General features: G+C 70.3%; 25 protein-coding genes. 12 read left to right on the forward strand and 13 right to left on the reverse strand.

Going from position 1 to position 19468, the window contains the following annotated elements; genetic code table 11:
• Nucleotides 1–39: 39 nt before the first annotated feature.
• From V1460_RS30300 to V1460_RS30345, 10 genes are all read right to left on the reverse strand, one after another.
• Entirely contained in the window at nt 40–534 is a 495-nt protein-coding gene (locus V1460_RS30300) for a hypothetical protein (RefSeq protein ID WP_338676782.1), read from the reverse strand.
• Nucleotides 535–552: 18 nt separating this feature from the next.
• Entirely contained in the window at nt 553–1431 is an 879-nt protein-coding gene (locus V1460_RS30305; protein WP_338676783.1) for a DUF317 domain-containing protein, read from the reverse strand.
• 40 nt (nt 1432–1471) lie between these two features.
• Nucleotides 1472–1798 (reverse strand): hypothetical protein, encoded by a 327-nt coding sequence (locus tag V1460_RS30310; protein WP_338676784.1) that lies wholly within the window; start codon nt 1796–1798, stop codon nt 1472–1474.
• A gap of 18 nt (nt 1799–1816) precedes the next feature.
• Nucleotides 1817–3049 carry an MFS transporter gene (locus V1460_RS30315; RefSeq protein ID WP_338676785.1) on the reverse strand — a complete coding sequence of 411 codons (1233 nt, stop codon included), beginning with the start codon at nt 3047–3049 and terminating at the stop codon, nt 1817–1819.
• On the reverse strand, nt 3046–3546 hold the full coding sequence (locus V1460_RS30320; protein WP_338676786.1) for a regulator: 501 nt from the start codon (nt 3544–3546) through the stop codon (nt 3046–3048). The genes V1460_RS30315 and V1460_RS30320 overlap by 4 nt, the downstream gene beginning before the upstream one ends.
• Nucleotides 3543–4394: a helix-turn-helix domain-containing protein gene (locus tag V1460_RS30325; RefSeq protein ID WP_338676787.1), complete on the reverse strand. Its 852-nt coding sequence runs from the start codon at nt 4392–4394 to the stop codon at nt 3543–3545. The genes V1460_RS30320 and V1460_RS30325 overlap by 4 nt, the downstream gene beginning before the upstream one ends.
• Before the next feature lie 27 nt (nt 4395–4421).
• A complete protein-coding gene (locus V1460_RS30330; RefSeq protein ID WP_338676788.1) occupies nt 4422–4832 on the reverse strand; it encodes a hypothetical protein in 411 nt (136 codons plus the stop codon).
• Nucleotides 4833–4842: 10 nt separating this feature from the next.
• Nucleotides 4843–5283 (reverse strand): hypothetical protein, encoded by a 441-nt coding sequence (locus V1460_RS30335; RefSeq protein ID WP_338676789.1) that lies wholly within the window; start codon nt 5281–5283, stop codon nt 4843–4845.
• A complete protein-coding gene (locus V1460_RS30340; RefSeq protein ID WP_407077554.1) occupies nt 5280–5756 on the reverse strand; it encodes a hypothetical protein in 477 nt (158 codons plus the stop codon). The genes V1460_RS30335 and V1460_RS30340 overlap by 4 nt, the downstream gene beginning before the upstream one ends.
• Before the next feature lie 116 nt (nt 5757–5872).
• Nucleotides 5873–6235 (reverse strand): SH3 domain-containing protein, encoded by a 363-nt coding sequence (locus V1460_RS30345; RefSeq protein ID WP_338676790.1) that lies wholly within the window; start codon nt 6233–6235, stop codon nt 5873–5875.
• Between the two features lie 501 nt (nt 6236–6736).
• Between V1460_RS30345 and V1460_RS30350 the strand changes: the two genes are divergently transcribed.
• Nucleotides 6737–7063, forward strand: coding sequence for a hypothetical protein (locus V1460_RS30350; RefSeq protein ID WP_338676791.1), 327 nt, complete (start codon nt 6737–6739; stop codon nt 7061–7063).
• A 65-nt stretch (nt 7064–7128) separates the two neighbouring features.
• Here V1460_RS30350 and V1460_RS30355 read toward each other — a convergent pair whose 3' ends face one another.
• The 3 genes from V1460_RS30355 to V1460_RS30365 all read right to left on the reverse strand — a co-directional run bounded on the left by V1460_RS30355 (nt 7129) and on the right by V1460_RS30365 (nt 9155).
• Nucleotides 7129–7611 (reverse strand): hypothetical protein, encoded by a 483-nt coding sequence (locus V1460_RS30355; protein WP_338676792.1) that lies wholly within the window; start codon nt 7609–7611, stop codon nt 7129–7131.
• Nucleotides 7608–8186: a DUF4913 domain-containing protein gene (locus V1460_RS30360; RefSeq protein WP_338676793.1), complete on the reverse strand. Its 579-nt coding sequence runs from the start codon at nt 8184–8186 to the stop codon at nt 7608–7610. Before V1460_RS30360 ends, V1460_RS30355 begins: the two co-directional genes overlap by 4 nt.
• Before the next feature lie 213 nt (nt 8187–8399).
• A complete protein-coding gene (locus tag V1460_RS30365; RefSeq protein ID WP_338676794.1) occupies nt 8400–9155 on the reverse strand; it encodes a site-specific DNA-methyltransferase in 756 nt (251 codons plus the stop codon).
• A 501-nt stretch (nt 9156–9656) separates the two neighbouring features.
• On the opposite strand from V1460_RS30365, the gene V1460_RS30370 reads away from it, so the two are divergent.
• The 11 genes from V1460_RS30370 to V1460_RS30420 all read left to right on the forward strand — a co-directional run bounded on the left by V1460_RS30370 (nt 9657) and on the right by V1460_RS30420 (nt 19436).
• Complete coding sequence (locus V1460_RS30370) at nt 9657–10772, forward strand: NlpC/P60 family protein (protein ID WP_338676795.1); 1116 nt, start codon at nt 9657–9659, stop codon at nt 10770–10772.
• A gap of 114 nt (nt 10773–10886) precedes the next feature.
• On the forward strand, nt 10887–11201 hold the full coding sequence (locus V1460_RS30375) for a hypothetical protein (RefSeq protein ID WP_338678267.1): 315 nt from the start codon (nt 10887–10889) through the stop codon (nt 11199–11201).
• Nucleotides 11198–11887, forward strand: a complete 690-nt coding sequence (locus tag V1460_RS30380; protein WP_338676796.1) for a hypothetical protein — start codon at nt 11198–11200, stop codon at nt 11885–11887. Before V1460_RS30375 ends, V1460_RS30380 begins: the two co-directional genes overlap by 4 nt.
• A gap of 33 nt (nt 11888–11920) precedes the next feature.
• The gene (locus V1460_RS30385) at nt 11921–13276 is read left to right on the forward strand and encodes an ATP-binding protein (protein WP_338676797.1); all 1356 of its coding nucleotides are present in this window, start codon (nt 11921–11923) and stop codon (nt 13274–13276) included.
• Between the two features lie 90 nt (nt 13277–13366).
• Nucleotides 13367–14845: an SCO6880 family protein gene (locus tag V1460_RS30390; RefSeq protein ID WP_338676798.1), complete on the forward strand. Its 1479-nt coding sequence runs from the start codon at nt 13367–13369 to the stop codon at nt 14843–14845.
• Nucleotides 14846–14894: 49 nt separating this feature from the next.
• Nucleotides 14895–15353: a DUF6238 family protein gene (locus tag V1460_RS30395; RefSeq protein WP_338676799.1), complete on the forward strand. Its 459-nt coding sequence runs from the start codon at nt 14895–14897 to the stop codon at nt 15351–15353.
• A 20-nt stretch (nt 15354–15373) separates the two neighbouring features.
• Nucleotides 15374–15916 (forward strand): hypothetical protein, encoded by a 543-nt coding sequence (locus V1460_RS30400; RefSeq protein WP_338676800.1) that lies wholly within the window; start codon nt 15374–15376, stop codon nt 15914–15916.
• 46 nt (nt 15917–15962) lie between these two features.
• A complete protein-coding gene (locus tag V1460_RS30405) occupies nt 15963–17477 on the forward strand; it encodes an ATP-binding protein (protein WP_338676801.1) in 1515 nt (504 codons plus the stop codon).
• On the forward strand, nt 17474–18307 hold the full coding sequence (locus V1460_RS30410; protein WP_338676802.1) for a ParB/RepB/Spo0J family partition protein: 834 nt from the start codon (nt 17474–17476) through the stop codon (nt 18305–18307). Before V1460_RS30405 ends, V1460_RS30410 begins: the two co-directional genes overlap by 4 nt.
• A complete protein-coding gene (locus V1460_RS30415; protein ID WP_338676803.1) occupies nt 18304–18840 on the forward strand; it encodes a hypothetical protein in 537 nt (178 codons plus the stop codon). The genes V1460_RS30410 and V1460_RS30415 overlap by 4 nt, the downstream gene beginning before the upstream one ends.
• A complete protein-coding gene (locus tag V1460_RS30420; RefSeq protein WP_338676804.1) occupies nt 18837–19436 on the forward strand; it encodes a hypothetical protein in 600 nt (199 codons plus the stop codon). The genes V1460_RS30415 and V1460_RS30420 overlap by 4 nt, the downstream gene beginning before the upstream one ends.
• Nucleotides 19437–19468: the final 32 nt, after the last annotated feature.

Raw genomic sequence — 19468 nt, forward strand, 5'->3', positions numbered from 1 at the left:
AAGAAAGGGGACGGGACGCGCACGTGGAGTGCCCAGGGGTTACCGGGTTCGTGTGCCGGTGCGTTGGGTGGCCGGTGGTGCGGGGGCTTGGGAGGCAGTGCGGCCCGCTGACCTGGCTGGGGCGGCGGCGTTCCAGGCGCCGGGGAACCAGACAGCCGTGTACTGCTCGATGGCGTCCCGCAGCCCGGTGACGACCGCGCCCTGCCAGGGCAACTCGCCGGGACGGCAGTAGCGGGTGGTGAAGGTGGCGTAGCCGGAGGAGTTGCGCGAGGTGTTCTGGGCTTCGTCGCGGCGGTGGAAGGTGCCGTGGTCAGCGAAGCTAAGGGCCACCGCGTCGAGGTTGCCTCGGTCGCTGTGGACCACAGTGAGTCGGATGCCGCCGTAGGTGTACGCGTGGATCGTCTCTGTGAAGTCGATACGCAGGCGCAGCACTCCGCCGTGGTTCGGGGTGGCGTAGTAGGTGTTGCCGACCACCGTGCTCTCGGTGAAGGGAAGGCAGAGTTCGGCGAAGAACTCGGGTGCGTGGAGGGACAAGTGGGCCCTTCGAGTCGGCTATCGGCGGGAGGGGGCGGGGCGGCTGGTGGTGGTGCTCCAGCGCGGCACGCTGGCAGTCACGCGTGGGGGCGTGGGGCGCAGGGAGACGGCGCGCTGGACATCTAGGGGTGTCGGGGCCGATGGGCGGTCCGGTTCGATGGGGGTGAGGTGTGCCATGCCGGCGGCGTAGCTGAATGTGGCTTCGCGCCATCGGGCAAGCGGCGCCGGGTCGGCGACGCACTCGGTGACGGCGGTGATCAGGGCGACGGGGGTGTCGGTGCTAGCCGTGGCGTACCAGAGGGGTCGGTTGATGGAGGTGCCGGCCCATAGGTGCCAGCGGGCTTCGCGGGTGTTCAGCTCGTCGTCCAGGGAGAGCGGGCCGACGGTGTGGTCCAGTGAGGCGAGCTTGTCGGGTGACTGGATGGAGAACACGTCTGGGTCGGGGCGGGCGAAGAGCCAGCCGCGGTCAGTGAGCGGGGCGACGGCGCGAAAGGGATCCCGGTCGGGGACTCTCGGGTCGGGTCGTGCGAGGTAGGCGTCCGGTCCCTGCTCGTACGCCGTGGCGAGCGCGGTGGTGAACGCGGTGACGAATTCGGTGGGGACGCTGTCGTTGAAGCAGACACCCCACGTCGGGGGGGCGAAGGGGTCCTTGTAGGCGTTGATGCGCCAGAGGCCGTCGTCTTCGCCTTCGGGGAGGAAGCCGAGACGGACCCGGTCGTCGGGCGCGTGCACGTAGGCGTTGCCGAGGTCATCGTGGCGCAGGCTCCAGCCGAGTGCTGTGAGTGGGGCAAGGGCGGGGTCGCCGGTGCCGGTCGCGCGGGCGAGGTGGCGCGGCCGGACGTAGACGTCCCCGTCGATTACGGGTGTGTCGTGGTCGGGGTGGAGATGAGGAGGCAAGCGAGGTCCGGTGGTCCATGGTGATGGATAGGGGGGCGGGTCAGGGCTTGCGCCTGCGGCGGAGTTCGATCACTGGGGCCCATTCCGGGTGGTCCGTGAGGAGCTTGCGCGCGTACAGGGCGGTGTAGTTGTTGTTGAGGCCCTTCACGCCGTAGGGGCGGCTCCAGCGGAGTGCTTCGAACAGGGCTTTCATGCCGACGCGTTGGGCGCCGCTGGCGACGCGTTCGGCGACGAGGCGCTCCAGCAGCCGGTAGATCCACGGGTGGCGTGCGTCGAAGTTGTGGAACTGGGCGCTGATCGGGTCAGCGAGGTCGCGATCGGGGTGTCCGGGTCCGGTGATCCGGTGGGGTGCGGTGGACAAGGACATGGCGGGGCTCCTGTGTGGTCAGGCAGGGCGGGGGTGCGCGATGGGGAGGGTGCGCAGCCGGGCGAAGACGGTGAGCAGACCAAGGGCCTGTAGGACGGCGGCGGCGGTGATGACCGTGCCGAGTTGGCCTGGGGTGACGGCGGCGACGAGGAGTCCGGCGAGGGGGAAGGGCAGGGTGAGGAGGAGGATCGTCAGCGCCAGGGTGGCGCCGAACACCTGGGGTGGGATGAGGTGGGAGCGCAGGGTGCGCAGGACCACGGTCAGTCCGCCCTCGCCGGCCATTAATGCGGCGATGAGCAGCATGTATGCGTAGTAGGTGTGGGCGTGGGCGACGGCCAGGGCCGCGCCGGTCGCCAGCAGGGCGAAGGCGGCGCCGACGGGCCACAGCCCGTACCGGTCGATGGCGAGGCGCGCGGCGGTGACCGCGAGGAGGGACGCTCCGGCCGCCGCTGACCAGATGAGTCCGGCCTGCGCGGTGGTGTGCCCGAACTCGCTGACGACGATGACCGGTGTGGCGGCCTGCAGCAGCCCGATCGATATGTTGGAGACGACCAGGCCGGTCACCAGCCAGGCGAGGGCGGGCAGCGAGCGCAGGGTGGACCATCCGGTGCGCAGCCCCGCGGCCACCGGCAGCAGGCCGGTCGGCTGATGCTGCTGCCCGGGGGCGAGCGCGGCGGCCAGGATGGAGCAGGCCGCGAGGACGAGCAGCATCCCGTACGGTCCGCTGTGCTGCAGGAGCAGCCCTGCGGCGGCGGGGCCGGTGAGGGTGGCGCTCTGGTCGATGCCGAGCAGGACCGACTGCACCCGGTGGGCGCGGTTGCCCGCCCGGCGGCTGGCGTCGCTGCCCGCCGTCTCCACGGCGATATAGGAGAACTCGCTGAGCACGCCCGTCAAGGCGGCGAGCGCCATGACCGTCACGATCGCCGCCGAGCCGGTCTGCTGGGACAGGAGACCGGCCGCAGCGACAACGACGACGGCCCGGGCCAGGCTCGCCCACCGGGTCACACGTGCGGTGCCGATCCGGTCGACGAGCGCGCCGGCCACGGCGAACGCGGCCAGGCGCGGTGTCCACTCCAGCGCGAACGCGAGCCCGGTCAGGGTCGCGGAGCCGGTCGTGGCCAGCACCAGCAGGGGGATGCCGTAGGTGGCCATGGCGAACGCCGCCGCGTCCGCGGCACGCGGCAGGTAGACGCTCCGTACCAGGGTCGGGACCAGGGGCGGTGCGGGCCGTACAGCGGCATGTCGTGTCACGCGGCGAGCTCGCAGTCCGACTGGTACAGCTGCCGCTCGTGGACGGCGATCCACCGGGCCAGCGCCTCCTGCGGCTCGTGCACGTCCAGCCGTGTGTTGCCCGTCACGACGACGCCGTCTTGGGCGTCGCCGTGTGCGGTGGGCTCGGATATCAGTCGCAGGGTGTGGCGGATCCGGTCGGTGAACGTGCCGCTGGGCGCGGGGTAGTGGTGGCGTCGTGCCCAGCGGGCGATCGTGTCGTACAGGTCGGCGAGGTCGCGTCCGGTGTCGGTGAGCCCGATGCCGTGCGGGGAGCGCACGATCAGGCCGAGGGTCTGTGCCCGGGTGACGGCCTGGCGCAACGCGTGGCGTGAGAGGTCGGGGAACGTGGCGGACATGCCGCGTGCCGGGATGGCGCCGTGGTCGTCGATCTCGGTGATCAGACGGATCAGCGCCACAGTCGACAACACGCGCGTGGCGGGCTGGGCCTGGGTGTGCGGGAGGGGGGTGGTGGTCATCGGCTCGGGGCTCCCATCGGAAGGGCGGCGTGCGGTCGGGCTGCGTGCGTGTGGGAGAACAGCGCGGCGTTTCGCCACGCCGGGCGATATGTGGACTGGGGCGGTGGCGGTGCCGTGGTGGGGGCGGGACGCCGGGTGGGGGTACGGAGCCACGTCGGAGACGGCGCGGGGGTCACCCGGTCGGGGTTTCCCCACACGGGGTGGGTGGCGGCGTGGGCCGGTGGGCGTCCGGCGGCCCAGGCCGACAGGCCCGCGAAGAAGCCGCCCAGACGGTGGCCGGCATGGGTCAGCCGGTAGGGCTGGCCCATGCCGGCGCTGTTCACCAGTCCGTCGTCGACCAACTGCCGCAACTGCGGGTAGATGCCCGTCCACAACACAGTCGGCATGGCGAGTCGGGCCAGCCCGCGCGCGGTCGCTTCCTCGCGTGCTTTCAGCGCCCACAGGATCGCCGGGGTCTGGCGTCGGCTGATCAGGGCGAGGCTGTCCTCGATCTGCTCCACCGGGGACAGCGGTGTGTCCGGCTGTTCCAGGAACTCTCCGGCCCACGAGGCGAGGGCCGGCAGCGCGGGCAGGAGCTGCCGACCCCGCTCGGTGAGCCCGTACGTGACGTGCCGCGAAGCGTGCTCGGTGCGCTCGGCCAGCCCTGCGTGGCACAGCAGTCGCACTTTCGGGTGGAGCTGGCCGGGGTGGATCCAGGAGAGGCGGTCCGCGATCTGCGAGTAGCGCAGCGGCCCGTCCGAAAGGGCCAGCAGGATCCGGACGTTCCAGCTCGGGGTGATCATGCTGAGCGCCTCGGTGACGCGGGCGACGTCCGTATCCGTGGCAGGGGGCAGTCCTGTAGCAGCCAAGGCAGAAAACTCCTAGCAGTGGGGGGTTCAGCGGCTCGGGGCAGCGCTGGGCGTCGCGGAGCGCGCGACAGGTGGTGTGAGGGGATCGGGCACGGGTTCCGCGGGCCGAGGACGGCTCGGGGCGAGGCTGTGAACAACCGCGGCCGTGGAGACGGACTGGGTGTCGCGGACGGCGACGGCCTCGGCGAGACGACGCGTACCGTCGAGGAGGTGGGACACCTCGAAGCCGGTGATCTTCCGTTCGGGATGGATCAGTTGGGCGAGGCGTTCGCGGTGGAAGGTGATGCTGCGCTCAGCGTCGGCGAGACTCTCGTGCATGGCGAGGAGGGCTGCGAGCATCCCGGGCGGATGGTCCTGGGCCCAGGCGTGGAGTTCGGCGAGCGGAGCGCCGTACAACTCCTCTATCCGTGCAGCTATCTCGGTGGAAGTCGGGTGCAATCGCTGGCTTTCACGGGTGGCGGGCTCGGGCCGTCCCGGCACGCGGAGGTGCCGGAACGGCCGTAGGCCCGGTAGTGGCCAGACGCGCCTGCGCGACCGGGACCGGCCGGCGGAGGCGGGTCGGCGGCATGGTGCGCAGCAGCTCGCCGAGGGCGGCGCGGTAGCTGTCGCGCGCGTCGAGTGCCGCGTCCAGCCACTGCGCGTCGAAGCGGAGCTTGTCCGCCGACAAGTCCCCCAGGTCGCCCTCGGGTGACATCGCGGCGTGCACGCGGTCGCGGACGCGGACCACCTGTGCCTCGGCCAGGGCCAGGAAGGAACGCAGCTCCAGTCCCCGGGTGAGCGCGGGTGAGACATCCGGGCTCATGGCCGCCTCATACAGCTCGGCGAGGGAGGCCGCGAAGACCGCGGTCAGGTGGTCGTCCATGGTGCTGGGCCGGTGGCCGGTGCTCATCGCCGCACCGCCCTTCCCACCTGCGGTGTCGTCGGCATGGTCGCGGGTCGGCTCGGGGCACTGGTCTGCGGGGCCGGTCCCCTACGCGGGCCGAAGCGCGCGAGTTGTTCGGCGGCGAAGCCCTTCTTCCCCGGAGCGTTCGGGTCGAGGAGGAACCGGATCACCATGGCCCGTCCGTCACGTGTGGCGACCGCCGCGTTGACGCGGTGGGCCAAGTCCATCGTGGGGTCATCCACCTCGCTCGGGCGTGTCTCCAGCGCGGCGACGAGGGCGTCCTCCGCGCGGTCGAGCGCCGCCTCGGATGCCGCCAGCAGCCCATGCCACCGGACGAGCTCGGTGGCCTCAGGATCGGCGTGCGGGGCTGCGGACACCGCGGCCTTCAGCTCATCCATGCCCATCCCGAAGTGTGCTGCGATCCGGTCGGCGAGCACACCCACGACATCCGTCGTCGTGTCGGCGTGGTCGTCAAGCAAGGAGACCTCCTTGGTTCGTCAAAAAGAGCGCGGCTTGCCCGGCCTTTCGGAACAAGATCCGGGCGTTGGCGAGGTGAATTCCTTGACCTGGTAGGCGGGTTGGGAATTCAGTGCGATCAGTCGAGGCACATTCGGACGTCGCGGTACACGTAGGTCCCGGAAACCCAGCCCTTCACGCCGGTGGTCCGGTCCGTGATGTAGAGCCAGTTCCCGCTCTTCTTGTGCACGGTGAACGTGTGGCTGTCGTAGAGCAGGCCGACCGCGGTCGACTTCGTCGTGGCCTTGGAGCGGATGTTCACGACCTTCGTATGGACCGCGTACGGCAGCGGCGGCAGGTAATCGCAGTCCACAGCAGGTACGGCGGCCACAGCGGTCACGGCGGTGGGAGTGATGGCCGCGCTCGCGGCAGGAGCCGACAACAGCGGCGAAGCGAGGGCCGCGAGCCCGGCGGCAGATAGAGCTATGCGGGTTGAGCGCATACGAAAATGACCTCCGTAAGGAAATGGGGACATGCAGGGGAGGACGTCAGGACGTGTGGTCCCGGCGTCTGCGATAAGGGTCTGGGAAATCGCCGGTTTGGCTAACCGGCGATCGTCGTCTATATTCCGCCGCCCACCGACACCCAAGCCGTCAAACGCGCTGCACAGAAAGGCACTTATGAAATGGCTGGCGGTGGTGTGCCCGTGCGCATGGGTCCTCTCGGTGTACGAGAGGGGGACTATCGGCCATGCCGGTCGAGAGCATGCGTGGGGCGGTGCGGGGTCGGGGCGGTGCGGGGTCGGGGCGGTGCGGGGTCGGCGTCGGTGGGCCATGAGTGCGGCCCGGCCCGTGTCGGTCAGGGTGACCGGCTGGCCCGCGTGCAGGGGGTGGTCGGTGTCCCGGGTGAGAAGGCCGGCCGATTCCAGGCGCTGTAAGTCGGCGTAGGGGAGGCGAGTTTTGGATGCCGTGGCCACGGACCGGCGGTTGGTCAGCAGGTGCTCATGGAGCTCCAGCGCGCGGATCAACCGCCGCTCGGCGGCCTCCCGCTCCTCGACGGCTTCCTCCATCTGGTCGACGGTGCGGTCGATCCGGTCGAACAGCGCGTCATCGACGGGGAACTCCCCGCTGGCGAGCCAGTGCAGCAGGCTGCGGTAGAAGGTCACACCGGTCTCCGCCCGGGCCAGCTCGCGGTGCAGGTCCACCGCGCGGGCATGGTCCTCGTCCAGGACGCCGAGGTCCCGATGGCGCCACAGGGTGTCGACGTCGTGGCCGCTGGCCGCTGGCTGCTGGCTGCTGGCTGCTGGCTGCTGGCTGCTTCCAGACGGTGATCGAGGGACGACAGGACCCGGCGCGGTGGTGCGGGTTCAGCGGGCAAACGGGCGGCTCCTCGGGTTCATCGGACGGGGCTGTGAGCGGTGCTCGGGGTGGGGCGCGGGGCGGGCAGGCCAAGGGTGCGGGCGGGCCCGGGCTTCGGCACGGGTGGCCTGGTCTCCAGTTGCGGGGAACGGGAGCGGGCGGCGTGGGTGCGGGCGCTGAGCGGTCGGCGCGGCAGGCCCAGGCGGCGGCCGACCTCGTCGTAGACGTCGTTGCGAGCCCGGGGTCGTACCGCGACGACGTGGATCTCGCTGGTGTGCGGCGACGTGGCGGGTGCAGGTCGCAGCGCGTAGACGATCCGCCACGCGCGGCGGGAGTCAAAGGCGAGCTTGCGGTAGCCGGACAGGTCGCCGGTCAGCTTGCTGCCGAACAGATCCGCGCTCACCACGTCCTGCAACTGCGCGAGTGCCAGGTCGCGGATGTCTCCCGGCGCCTGCAGGAGATCGCTCAGCGCCCGCGGGTCGAAGCTGAGACCGAACCCGGGCGGCCTGCCCGCGCTCACGGCGCCGGCTCCGACACCCCGACCACCTCAGCCTCAGCCTCGCCGGGCGTGTCGGTGTCGTCGGTGTCGGGCTTCTCGGAGCGGGCCGAGGGCGGCGGGCCGGGCAGCAGCCGGTGGGCCGGCCGGTCGGGAGAGGTCATACAGGCCGACAGGGGGCCTGCGGGCGCGCGGATCGCCGCGACGGTGTGGGTGAGGAAGTCGCGGTGCCACACCGCCATCCCGGCCAGCCCCGCATCCGGTTCCTTGTGCTGCAGGTAGGCCAGCCACAGGGAGTGCAGCCACGCGACGACGTCGTCGTGCTCCTGCCACCGCAGACACCACGGCGCGGCCGTCGTGACCTCCGCCCCGTACACGGGCAGGAGGAAGTCATCCACCCAGTCCGACAGCGCGTCGAGCTCGTCCTCAAGCGCCGGCCCCTCCAGTTCGAGGATCGGCCGCGGCTCCGGCGGCACGGAGGGAGGCGGGCCACCGAAACCGGACGCACCGAACGACGAGAAAGGCGACAACGACGGTGCGGGTGGGGGCGCGGCGGCCAGGTGATCCAGCTGCTGGGCCTGCTGGGCAGACTGCTCCATCAGACGCCGAACGTTCGCCTCGATTCCCTCAAGGTGCGCGTCGGGAACCCGGATCGGCTCCAACGCCGCTGATTCTTCGCTTCCTTCGGTTTCAGGCAGGGAAATGAGAGCCTCCTCGGGGCCGGGGGTATGGGGATGGAGCACCTTGGCGGCGGGCACATACCGCAGGCGGGCGGCAAACCGGCCGTCGGGCGCTCTGGTGGGACGCGGTCGTCAGGCGGTGAGAATGACGTCGTCCTGAGACAGGATCTGTTGCGTCGTCTGATGTAGCCGCTTTTTGGCAATGGAGGCGTAGTGCTTGGTCTTCTCCACGCCGATGAAGTCGCGGCCCTCCAGCAGCGCGGCGACGCCGGTGGAGCCGGAGCCCGCGCAGAAATCCAGGACCGTCCCGTCCTGGGGGCAGATCTTCACCAGCTCACGCATGACCGATACCGGCTTCTGCGTGATGTGCTGACGGTCCTTGCCGGACGGCTGGGACGCGGAGTACAGGCCAGGGAGGTAGACCGGATTCCGTGCCGCGTCGAGGGGCCCGTTGGACGCCCAGATGATGAACTCGCAATTCTGCGTGAACCGGCCCTTCTGCGGGCGGGCCTGCGGCTTGTGCCAGGCCAGGACACCACGCCACAGCCATCCGGCGGCCTGGATCGCGTCCGTGGTGATCGGAAGCTGCCGCCAGTCAGTGAAAACGAGTGCGGTCCCGCCGACCTTGGTGACCCGGTGAGCTTGCGTCATGATCTGGGTGAGCCAGAACCCGTAGGAACGCTGGTCCATGTTCTCGCCGTCGAAATCTGCGAGACCGTGAGTGGCTTCGGCGGAGGTGTACTTCTGCTTCGCCGTACGGGTAGTGCGTTCCTTCGCGGTACGGCCACCGGAGTTGTACGGCGGGTCGGTGATCACGGAGTCGACGCAGTTGTCGGGCATGTTCGACAGAACACTGAGCGCGTCGCCCTGATGCAGGGAATAAGGCAAAAAGGTACCCCGATTCGGGAAGGGTGCAGGAAGCCCTCGCAGAGAAGTCCCCTCGGCGCCCACCGGGCATGCAGAAAGCCCGCGGCGCATTCGGACAGGGGAAGAGCGAGAGTCCCAAAACTGTAGAGGCGGAATGCCGGTCGTCCAAGGAGACCATGCGACAGGGGTCGGGAACTGACCCGTCCCGGCTGAACTGTTTGGTCGACCGGCGATCCGGGCCTAACGTTTTAGGACCGTCAGGAACACGCCTCGTGCATCAGGCCACCAGCCCGAGCCACGCAGGCACCCTGTGCCCGACGTACCACCGCCGGCCATGGCGGAGCGAGCGGCAACTCGCCCCGCACGCCGTCTTTCTCATCGCCCACCACCGGCCGCCGCGCCCCTTCCACCCACACCCTTGCTTAGCGCGGCAGGCCGGACACCTATCCCGAAGGACAGCTCTATGACGATTCGCTACCCGCCCCTGCCCGAAATCCGCATTCCACTGGTGAGGCAGGCCGGTTGAAGGGGGTCGCCGCCGCAATCGGCGTCGTCTTCGTCTCCCCGATACTCCTGAGCGGCCAGGCCATGATGATGGCCCGTGCCGCCGAAGCCGCCCAGAGGGCCGGTGGTCCCGGGGTCTGCCTGCCCGACGTGGACACCGGGAAGATCACGGATCAGGTCACCAAGATTCTTGACGGTGCGGACGCATCCAAGATCCGCGTCGAGGGGCTTGACCTGCCGGCCGAGCAGATCCCCCACGCCAGGACGATCGTCGCCACCGGCATCAGCCTCAACGTCCCCCGGCGTGGGCAGGTCGTGGCGCTTGCCACCGCCCTGCAGGAATCCCGTCTGCGGAATCTGAACTACGGTGACCGCGACTCGCTCGGTCTGTTCCAGCAGCGTCCCAGCCAGGGCTGGGGCACCCCGGAGCAGATCCGCGACCCGCTCTACGCGTCCGAGCGGTTCTACAAAGCGCTGCTCGGCGTGCGGGGGTGGCAGCAGATGACCGTCACCCAAGCCGCCCAGGTCGTGCAGAAGTCCGGGTACCCCGACGCGTACGCGCAGTGGGAGCCGCTCGCGTCCGCGCTGCAGACAGCGATCGCCGCCACCTTCCCCGGTGGGGACTCCGCCAAGGACGGCGAGAACGCGTCGCCGTCGACTGGCGACTGCGGTGTCGCCAGCGACGGGTCGTCGTTCGGGCGGATCCCGCCAGGCAAGATGCCCAAGGGATACACAATCCCGGCAGACGCCGATCCTCGCGCTCGGAAGGCGATCGTCTGGGCGATGGGCCAACTCGGCACCATGTACCAGTGGGGCGGAAACTGCACCAACCCACGCGGGCCTGATCCGATGGGCCGCTGTGACTGCAGCTCACTGACCCAGCAGGCATACAAGCATGCCGGGATCACACTCACCCGCACCACCTATACGCAGGTCAACGAAGGCAAACCCGTCTCCGCAGCGAGCCTCCAGCCCGGTGACCTGATCTTCAGCCGTGGCAGCGCCGCAAGTCCCGAACACGTCGGGATCGCGCTCGGCGCGGGACTCGCGATCGAGGCGCCAAGGACAGGAACACCGGTCCGCGTCAGCCCCCTCAAGGACTGGGACATCGTCGCCGTGCGCCGCGTCCTGTGATCGCGACGCGCCACATCGCGCCTTCTCGCAATAGCGCGCTGAGCCGACTCGATCTCTACCCCTATTCGCCCTCCCACCGCTGACCTGCTGGCCTGCCTTCAAGGAGTCTTCGCTATTTCCATACCGCTCGCAGAGCACCTCACCTACCTCGCCTATGACCCAGGGATCACCCCGGCCGGCGGCGGACTGCCTGGTCTCGGTGTCCTGAAGACCGTCGTCAACAGCATCAACTTGTTCGGCATCGTGGCGGTTGTCGGCGCGCTTGCCGTCTCCTTCGGTGTGTGGGCCTGGGGCCACCACACCGGTGGCCACCAGGCCGAAGCCAACGGCAAGAAGGGCGCCCAGGTAGCGGCGTTCGCCGCGCTCGGCCTCGGCGCCGCCAACGGCATCGTCGCCTTCTTCAGCGGCCTGGGGGGCAAGGTCCAGTGACACGAGCTCGCCGCCCTTCCTTCCCCGGGCACGGCGTCGGCTGGTCGGCCAACCGGCGCATCGCCCTCGCCGCCGGTGTCATCGCTGTACTGATCGCCGTGACCGCGGCCGTCGCCTTCTCCACGGGCCGCGCCGACCACAACGCCCCGTCCGTGAAGGATCCGCCCGCTGCGGGCGCGAGTGCTGGCCCAACGCAGGCGGGGCCGTCCCCGGCCGCCGGTGCGGGACCGGTGGCGAAGCCGCCGCCGCTCGCCGAGCCGGTCGCCTTCGCCAAGGCCGCCGCCCTCATGCTGTGGTCCTACGACACCCGCACCACCAGCCGCGAGCAGCACCTCGCCGGCATGCGGGCCTGGATGTCCACCGAGACCAAGTACACCGACTGGAACTCCCTCGCCGCCCAGGTACCCGACCCGCTGCTGTGGTCGCGCATGGCCGACCAGGACCAGCGCGCCACCGCCACCGTTTCCGAGGGCCACTACCCGAGCGGGTTCAAGCAGGCGCTGGCCGAGGACCCCTCCGCGATCACCGAGGCGTACATCTACGCGGTCACCGTCAACGGCAAGCAGCAGATCGCGTGGAAGGGCGGCGGGGGCGGCGCCGAGGACCGCGCCGTCACCCTCGCCGTGCAGTGCCACCCCGGCAACGACTGCACCCTCGCCGCCATCGCCCCGACCGTCACGCAGTAGCCCGCCCCATGAACCAGGAAAGGAGCCATCCGTTTGGGTTTCTGCGACCTCCCCCTCACGGACAAACTGTGCGCGGTCGGCGACGCGGTCGACTTCGCCACCAATCCCGGGCAAGCCGTCGGCGACTGGATGGCCAAGAGCGCCGGTGAACTCGCCGCCGCAGCCGCCGACCTCGCCGCCAAAGCGGTCAACGCCACCAGCGCCGTCGACCTGAACGCCACATGGTTCGTCGACAACTACCGCACCATCCTGCCCATCGGCCTGGTGCTGCTCGTGGCAACGTTCTGCGGCCAACTGGTCCGCGCCGCCATCCGCCGGGACGGACAGGCCCTGGTCCAGGCGTTCACCGGCACCGCCTCCGGAGCGATCTTCGCGACCTGCGCGATCACCTTCACCACCATCGCGATCGAAGTCGTCGACGCGCTGAGCGACGGCCTGTTCCAATCAGCCGGCTTGACCATCGAGACCGCGGTCCGCCGCATCGTCAAGGTCAGCCAGATCGCGACACTCACACCCATGGGCTGGCTCGTTCCCGTCGTCGCCGGACTCGGCGCCGCCATCGGCGCGTTCCTCTACTGGTGCGTGATGATGGTCCGCAAGATCGGCATCCTCGTCATGGTCACCCTGGCGATCTTCGCTTCCGCAGGCGGCGGCTGGGAAGCCGCCCGCAGGTGGCGACGCGGCTGGATCGAGGCCACCGCCACCCTCGTCGTCTCCAAGCTCCTGATGACGATCGTGTTCGTGCTCGGCATCGCGGCCCTCGGCAGGACCGAAGCCAAGGACGGCGTGGCCGCCCTTGCCGACGTCATGGCCGGCATCGTCGTCATGGTCCTGGTCCTGCTCTGCCCGTACGCGACGTTCAAGTTCGTCCACTGGGCAGCCGAAGGCTCGGACGGGGAATCGATTCACCGCGCAGGCGGCGCAGGTGCGCAGATCGCACGCCAGCATGCCGAGAAGGCCGCCCGCAAGGCCGCCGCTGCCGCGGCCACCGCCGGAACCGGCGGCGCGGCAGCCGGAGCCGGTGGCGCTGGTGCTCCGCAGGGCCCCGATTCCTTCCCCGGCGACATCGCCCCCACCTCCACCGGCGCGGATCAGGACGACTCGCAGAGCACGGGCTCGGGTGTGTCGCCGGTGGGTAACGCGGCCAAGTCCGGTCTGGAGAAGGCAGTGCAGCCCGCGCCGACCCACGTGAAGGACGACACCAGCGGTCATGTCGGCGGCAGCCCGGCAACGGGCAGTCCCGAACCGGCCTCCGGCTCGGGTGCTGGTTTCGGGGGTCGGTCGTTCTCGCCGCCGACGACGTCCGCGCCGCCGCAGGACGCCCCGCCGGCGACAAGCACCCACCCCAGCGCACAGGGAGCTCCACCGCTACCCCCGGCCGGTTTCTGACCCTCCCCACCACGCACCCCTCGGGGGCGGAACAGCCATCATGCGCCGTCCCGTCCCCGGGGGCCCCAGCCCGCGCACCCTGGACCCTCTTTGTCTGATCGCTCCGTCGCCCCCGCCCCGGTCGCGGTGAAGTTCCCGCACCGGTCCCGCCGCGGCATCCTCCTGGGCCTTTCCCTCGCCCAACTCCTCCTCGTATCTGGCGCGATGGCGCTGCTGCTCGCCACGGTCGTCACGACCGGGCTGACCGGCGTCATCGCCCTCACGCCCCTTTGGGCCGTTGTCGCCGCGCTGGTCGTCATCCGCCGCGGCGGCAGGTCCCTGATCGACTGGACCCCGATCGTCGCCCGCCACGCCCTTCGCCAACGCACCGGACAGACCCTGTGGCTCGCCCGGCCCCGCACCCGCCCCCGCCAGGACGGCCTCCTCCACCTGCCCGGCACCGCCGCCTCCCTCAAGGTCGTCACCCCCGGCGACTCCACGGGCGGTGCCGCCGCCGTCCACGACCCGCACCAGCAGACCCTGACCGCCGTCGCCCGCGTCACCAGCCGCGCGTTCGCCCTGTTGGACCCAGGCACGCAGAACCACAACGTCACCGCGTGGGGCCGGGCGCTCGCCGGTCTCGCCCGCACCGGGCACGTCGCCACCGTCCAGGTCCTGGAACGCACCGTGCCGGACTCCGGCGACACCCTCGCCCGCCACTGGGCCCAGCACGGCCGTCCCGAAGCACCGGTCGCCGGGCAGGTCTACTCCGAACTCGTCGCCTCCGCCGGGCCCGCCGCCGCCCCGCACGAGACCTACCTCGCCATCTCCCTCGACCTCAAGGCTGCCAAGCGGCTGGTCAGCCAGGCCGGTGGCGGGCTGCCCGGTGCCTTCACCGTCCTGGAGCAGACCACGGCCAGCGTCGCGCAGGCCGCCCGCAACGCCGGGCTGACGGTCAGCGGGTGGCTGAGCGCGCGGGAGATCGCCGCTGTGATCCGCACCGCCTACGACCCCCAGGCCCTCGGCGCGCTGCAGCAGTGGTCCGACACCGGCCGTGCCGAAGCCGACCCCGCCGCCGCCGGACCCGTCGTCCAGGTCGAGGAATACGACCGGCTCACCACCGACACCGCCCATCACACCACCTTCTGGGTGGAGAACTGGCCCCGCACCGAGACCGGTGCCGGGTTCCTGCACGGGATCATGTTCACCGCCGGCATCCGCCGCACCCTCTCCCTCACCTACATACCGCAAGGGCTGGAGTCCGCGCTGCGGGACGTGCAGCGCAAGAAGGCCGCGATCATCGCGGACGCCAACGAACGCTCCCGCCGCGGCCAAGTCGATTCCGAAGAGGACTCCGTCGAATACGCCGACGTGAAAACCCGTGAACGGCAGCTCATCGCCGGACACGCCGACGTCGCCCTGACCGGCCTGGTCACCGTCACCGCCGACACCGACGCCCTCCTCGACGCCGCGTGCGCGCAGATCGAGACCGCCGCCGTCACCGCCGGCGTCGACCTGCGCCGCCTCACCTACCAGCAGCCCGACGCGTTCACCCTCGGCGCGCTGCCGCTGGCCCGCACCACTCTCTGACCCGGCCGCCCTCTGCACCGATACGGCGGCAGGAAGGCCCCCGTCCCCCTTGACCTCTCCTCCCCCTACCAGTGACGCGCACCCCTACCTGCGCGCCGCCACCGCCGGCATCCGCCACCACACCCGCGCCCAGGACCGGTCAGCGCCGCCAACACCGGTGGACCGTCTCCACCTCGACGTACTCCACGCCCACCTCACCACGCTCCACCAACTCCTCGACCAGCTCGCCACGGCAGCGCGCCCCACCCGTCCCGGCGCCGGCCGGCACCTGGCCGCCGCACACACGCGGCTGTGGCAGGCCAGCGCCGAGGTCCACGCGGCCTTCCACCTGCTGCCGTCCGCGACCACAAGCTCCACCGCGTGCCGCCCCGAGCGGCTACCGGAAGGACCACCGGTCCTCACGATCTGCCAGCGCCACCTCGCCGCCGGTCACGCCGTCCGTCGCAGGACCACACCGAGCGACCTCAACACCCCGCCCCACCACCACACCACCAGCTACATCAAGTAGCCGTCACCGAAAGGCCCTGTATGCGCCAGTTCAAGCGTTCCGCCTCCACCGCCGTCGTCGTCGCCGCGCTCGCCGGCACCGCCGCCGTAGCGACCGCTACCCCCGCCGCAGCCGCCGGCTACACGTGCAGCACCAGCAGCAAGTCCATCGACGACGCGGCCTACACCGGCCCCTGGGCCGACAACTGGGATGTCACGGTCACCCTGTGCGCCAAGCGCTCCGGGTCCACCGTCTACTCGTACGCGAAGATCAGCTGGGACGGACCGGCCTACGGTCAGGTCGACGACAGCACCATCTTCGACGGCGCCTACTTCACCCTCCAGGTCAAGCGGTCCCAGTCGGGCACCGACCCGGTGATGAAGTCCGCCCACTCCTACGGCATCCAGAGCGCGCTGGAGAACAGCGACTCGAACGCCAACTACAACAACAGCTACACCACGCCCGTCCTGAGCTACCCGATCGGCTCCGCAAAGGGCCTGGGCGACGGTGAGCTCCTCCTCGACTGGAACAACGACGGCAAGGGCTACGAGAAGCACCTCTTCACCGCCTCCCCCGTGGTCTGACCCGCACCACGCCCGAGACCGCCGTCACCCGAAAGTCACCGCCGCCATGACTCACCGGCCCGCCCGCCGAGCCCGCCGCGCCTCCGCGAGCCCCCTGTTCACCCCGCACCGCGCCGACCGCGCCAGCCGCAAGGCCGCCCGCAGGCGGCTCGCGGAAGCCACCGCGAAAGCCCGTACCGAGGCGGCGTCCCGCCCCGCAGGCACCGAACGGGCCGAAGCGGAGATGCCCGCGCCGCTGTATCCGGCGGGCGGGCGGCCCGGGCATGGCTCAGCGCGCGGCAACCGGCTAAGGCTCCCCGCCCACCGCATGACCACCGCCGTCGCGGCCGGGGCGTATCCGTTCCTCGCCGAGGGCGGACTCGGCGCCGAGGGCGTCTACATCGGCCGCGACGTCCACGCCGAAGCATCGTTCGTGTTCGACCCGTTCGCCCTGTACGGGAAGGTGGCGGGCTTCACCAACCCCAATATCCTGCTGGCCGGGGTGATCGGACAAGGGAAGTCGGCCCTGGCGAAGAGCTTCGCGTTGCGGTCGATCGCCTTCGGCTACCGGGTGTACGTGCCCTGCGATCCCAAGGGCGAGTGGACGCCCGTCGCCCAGGCCCTCGGCGGCACCTCAGTCGCCCTCGGCCCCGGGCTCCCCGGCAGACTCAACCCCCTGGACGCCGCCCCACGCCCCGAGAGCGTCTCGGAGGCGGACTGGGCGGGTGAGATCCGCAAACGGCGCCTGCTCCTGCTCGGCTCGCTCGCCCGCACCGTCCTGGGGCGGGACCTCGCGCCGATGGAGCACACCGCCCTCGACGTCGCCCTGGACGCGGTGGTCACCCGCGCCACCCAGACGGGCCGCACCCCGCTCCTCGGTGACGTCACCGCGGCCCTGAACAACCCCGACGAACTCAACACCGTCGGCGGCACGATGTCCGGACGGCTCGATGACGCGGCACGCGACCTGGCCCACGCCATGCGGCGCCTCGTCCACGGCGACCTCGCCGGCATGTTCGACGCCCCGAGCACCATCGCCTTCGACCCGGCCGCGCCGATGCTCACCATCGACCTGTCACGGCTCGGCGGATCCGGCGACGACACCGCCCTCGTCCTCGCCATGACGTGCGCCTCCGCCTGGATGGAGTCCGCGCTCACCGGCCCGGGCGGCGGCAGGCGCTGGATCGTCTACGACGAAGCCTGGCGCCTCATGCGCCACGTCGGCCTGCTGCAGCGCATGCAAGCCCAGTGGAAACTCTCCCGCGGGCTCGGCATCGCCAACCTCATGGTCATCCACAGGCTCAGCGATCTACTCACCGCGGGCGACGCCGGCTCCCAGGGCCGAGCCCTCGCCGAAGGGCTCCTCGCCGACTGCTCCACCCGCATCATCTACCGCCAGGAAACCGACCAACTCCACGCCGCCGCGTCACTCCTCGGCCTGACCTCCGTGGAGATGGAAGCCATCGCCCACCTCAACCGAGGACGTGGCCTATGGAAGGTGGCAGGACGATCTTTCATCGTCCAGCACCAGCTCCACGCACACGAATTGACTTTGTTCGACACCGATTCCCGCATGCATTGAAATCACAGGAGACAGAAATCGAAACTCATCCCATCACTTCGCTTTTTCCGTCGCTCGACGGGGACGAGCTGCGTGCCCTCGCCGACGATATACGCGACCGCGGCTTGCTGCACCCGATCGTTCTCGACACTCAGGGCCGCCTCCTTGACGGACGCGGCAGGCTGAAGGCATGCGAAATCGCCGACGCCGAGCCGGCGTTCGTCACCTACGACGGAGGCGACCCCAGCGGATACGCCATGTCGGTGAACCTTCGTCGCCGCAACATCACCAAGGGGCAAGCGGCCATGATCTCCGCGAAGGCCCGCTCAGCGCCTGAGCACCGGCCCCGCTCAGGCGCTGAGCAGTCCACCCGCTCAGTCGCTGAGCAGACGGGACTGTCCCTGGGGCGCATCAGCCAAGCCAACATGGTCCTCCAGCATGCCCCTGACCTGGTCGACTCCGTGATCAGCGGCGCCATGGGCCTGGATGAGGCGTATGAGAGCGCCCGGGCGAACAAGGCCAAGGCCAACTCCGCCGAAGTCCAGCTCGCCCGCCTGCGAGCGGAGGATCCCGAGCTCGCTGACCGGGTCGTCGAGGGTGATCTGACTCTGGCCGGAGCGTGGGCGGAGCGTACCGAGCGCGTCGAGGAGGACAAGCGGCAGCGCAAGGTCGCCACCCGGCTCTTGGACGAACTCGTCCCCTCGCTCGCCCAGACCCGGGGCACGACGACGTTCAGCCGGTACGACCCCGCGTACGCCACCGGTACCCCCATCACCCGCGAGGTCATCGCGTACGCGATGACGGCCCTGACGGAGATGGACCAGGTATGGCAGGAGCGTGACCTGCCGTGACAGACCACGCTGAACTGCGACTGCGGTGCCTGGTCGAGGAGACCGCGCGGGAGATCACCGACACCGACGGCCGATTCCGCAAGCGGGACCTCGTTACAGCGGTGCGCGCCAAGCTCGACCACACGCACCTCGGCCCGCAGACACAGGCCCTCGCTCTCGACAGGCTCGCCGAGAGTGAGGTGACCGGGTTCGGGGACCAGCGCAACCCCCGGCGCAGGGGCCCCGGCACCCTCTTCCATCCCGATGACATCCTCAAGCTGGGCAACGGCATCTGGGTGTGGATGAAGGACACCACCGATGCGGATCTTGTCGCGTGGCAACGCCTGTCGCGGCGGAACCGGGCGTATGTCGACGCGGCCGACAACGAGGTCCAAGACTACACCGACGAGCGCCTCGACGCCTTCCGTACCACCGACGGCATCGTCCGCCTCATCGACCTGGAGCACCACTACTTCGGATGGACCCAGGACAACGCCGACCGTCCGGGCACTTCTGACCACGACCGCGACCCCGAACTCGATCACCGCTCATGACATTTGATATCCAGCGCCAGCCGATGCCGCGCGACGACACACTGCGCCTCATCAGCGCGATCAACGCTATGAAGAACAAAGCACGCAATGCCGCCGAGCAGTGGGAACTGCTGGACGAGCGGGGACATGTACCGGCCGAACCCTCCTACGCCGGGCTGCTCCAACATGCCGTCGGCGCGCAGGACCTCTCCCGCGCCGTGATCCGGCTGACTGCCAACTTCGCCACAAGCCCGCACAGCAAGACCCGCGACGGCCGCACCGTCCTAGCCCGCCTCGCGACGGCCTCCACCATGTCGAGCCATGCCTCGGGGCACTTCGCCGAGACCGCTGAAACCATCCTGGCCCTGTCCCGATCCCCCGAGCAAAGCAGGCCGTATCTGGAGAACTCCATGGTCCTCGACCACGCCACGGCCCGCGCCTACCTGCGGCGCACCTCGGAATCGCTCCGCGACGCCGTCAAGGAACTCGACGCCCACCTCGACTTCCACCGCTACTTCTCCACGCCTTCCCGACAGGAGCGCCCAGCACCCGCGCCACCCAGGGGCATTCCGCCCACACCGCCCTCCCCACCGGCCGGCCCGACAGGCGGCAGGTAGCCCGACGACTCCCGGAGACCCTCCCTGTCCAC

It is taken from the genome of Streptomyces sp. SCSIO 30461, assembly GCF_037023745.1.
GTDB lineage: Bacteria > Actinomycetota > Actinomycetes > Streptomycetales > Streptomycetaceae > Streptomyces.

What these genes read in the sequence shown, in the direction of transcription:
- V1460_RS30405 (WP_338676801.1), top strand. Translation starts at nt 15,963, where the DNA reads ATGACTCACCGGCCCGCCCGCCGAGCCCGCCGCGCCTCCGCGAGCCCC.
- V1460_RS30320 (WP_338676786.1), bottom strand. Translation starts at nt 3,546, where the DNA reads ATGACCACCACCCCCCTCCCGCACACCCAGGCCCAGCCCGCCACGCGC.
- V1460_RS30310 (WP_338676784.1), bottom strand. Translation starts at nt 1,798, where the DNA reads ATGTCCTTGTCCACCGCACCCCACCGGATCACCGGACCCGGACACCCC.
- V1460_RS30420 (WP_338676804.1), top strand. Translation starts at nt 18,837, where the DNA reads ATGACATTTGATATCCAGCGCCAGCCGATGCCGCGCGACGACACACTG.
- V1460_RS30335 (WP_338676789.1), bottom strand. Translation starts at nt 5,283, where the DNA reads ATGAGCACCGGCCACCGGCCCAGCACCATGGACGACCACCTGACCGCG.
- V1460_RS30350 (WP_338676791.1), top strand. Translation starts at nt 6,737, where the DNA reads ATGGAGCTCCAGCGCGCGGATCAACCGCCGCTCGGCGGCCTCCCGCTC.
- V1460_RS30360 (WP_338676793.1), bottom strand. Translation starts at nt 8,186, where the DNA reads ATGGAGCAGTCTGCCCAGCAGGCCCAGCAGCTGGATCACCTGGCCGCC.
- V1460_RS30345 (WP_338676790.1), bottom strand. Translation starts at nt 6,235, where the DNA reads ATGCGCTCAACCCGCATAGCTCTATCTGCCGCCGGGCTCGCGGCCCTC.
- V1460_RS30400 (WP_338676800.1), top strand. Translation starts at nt 15,374, where the DNA reads ATGCGCCAGTTCAAGCGTTCCGCCTCCACCGCCGTCGTCGTCGCCGCG.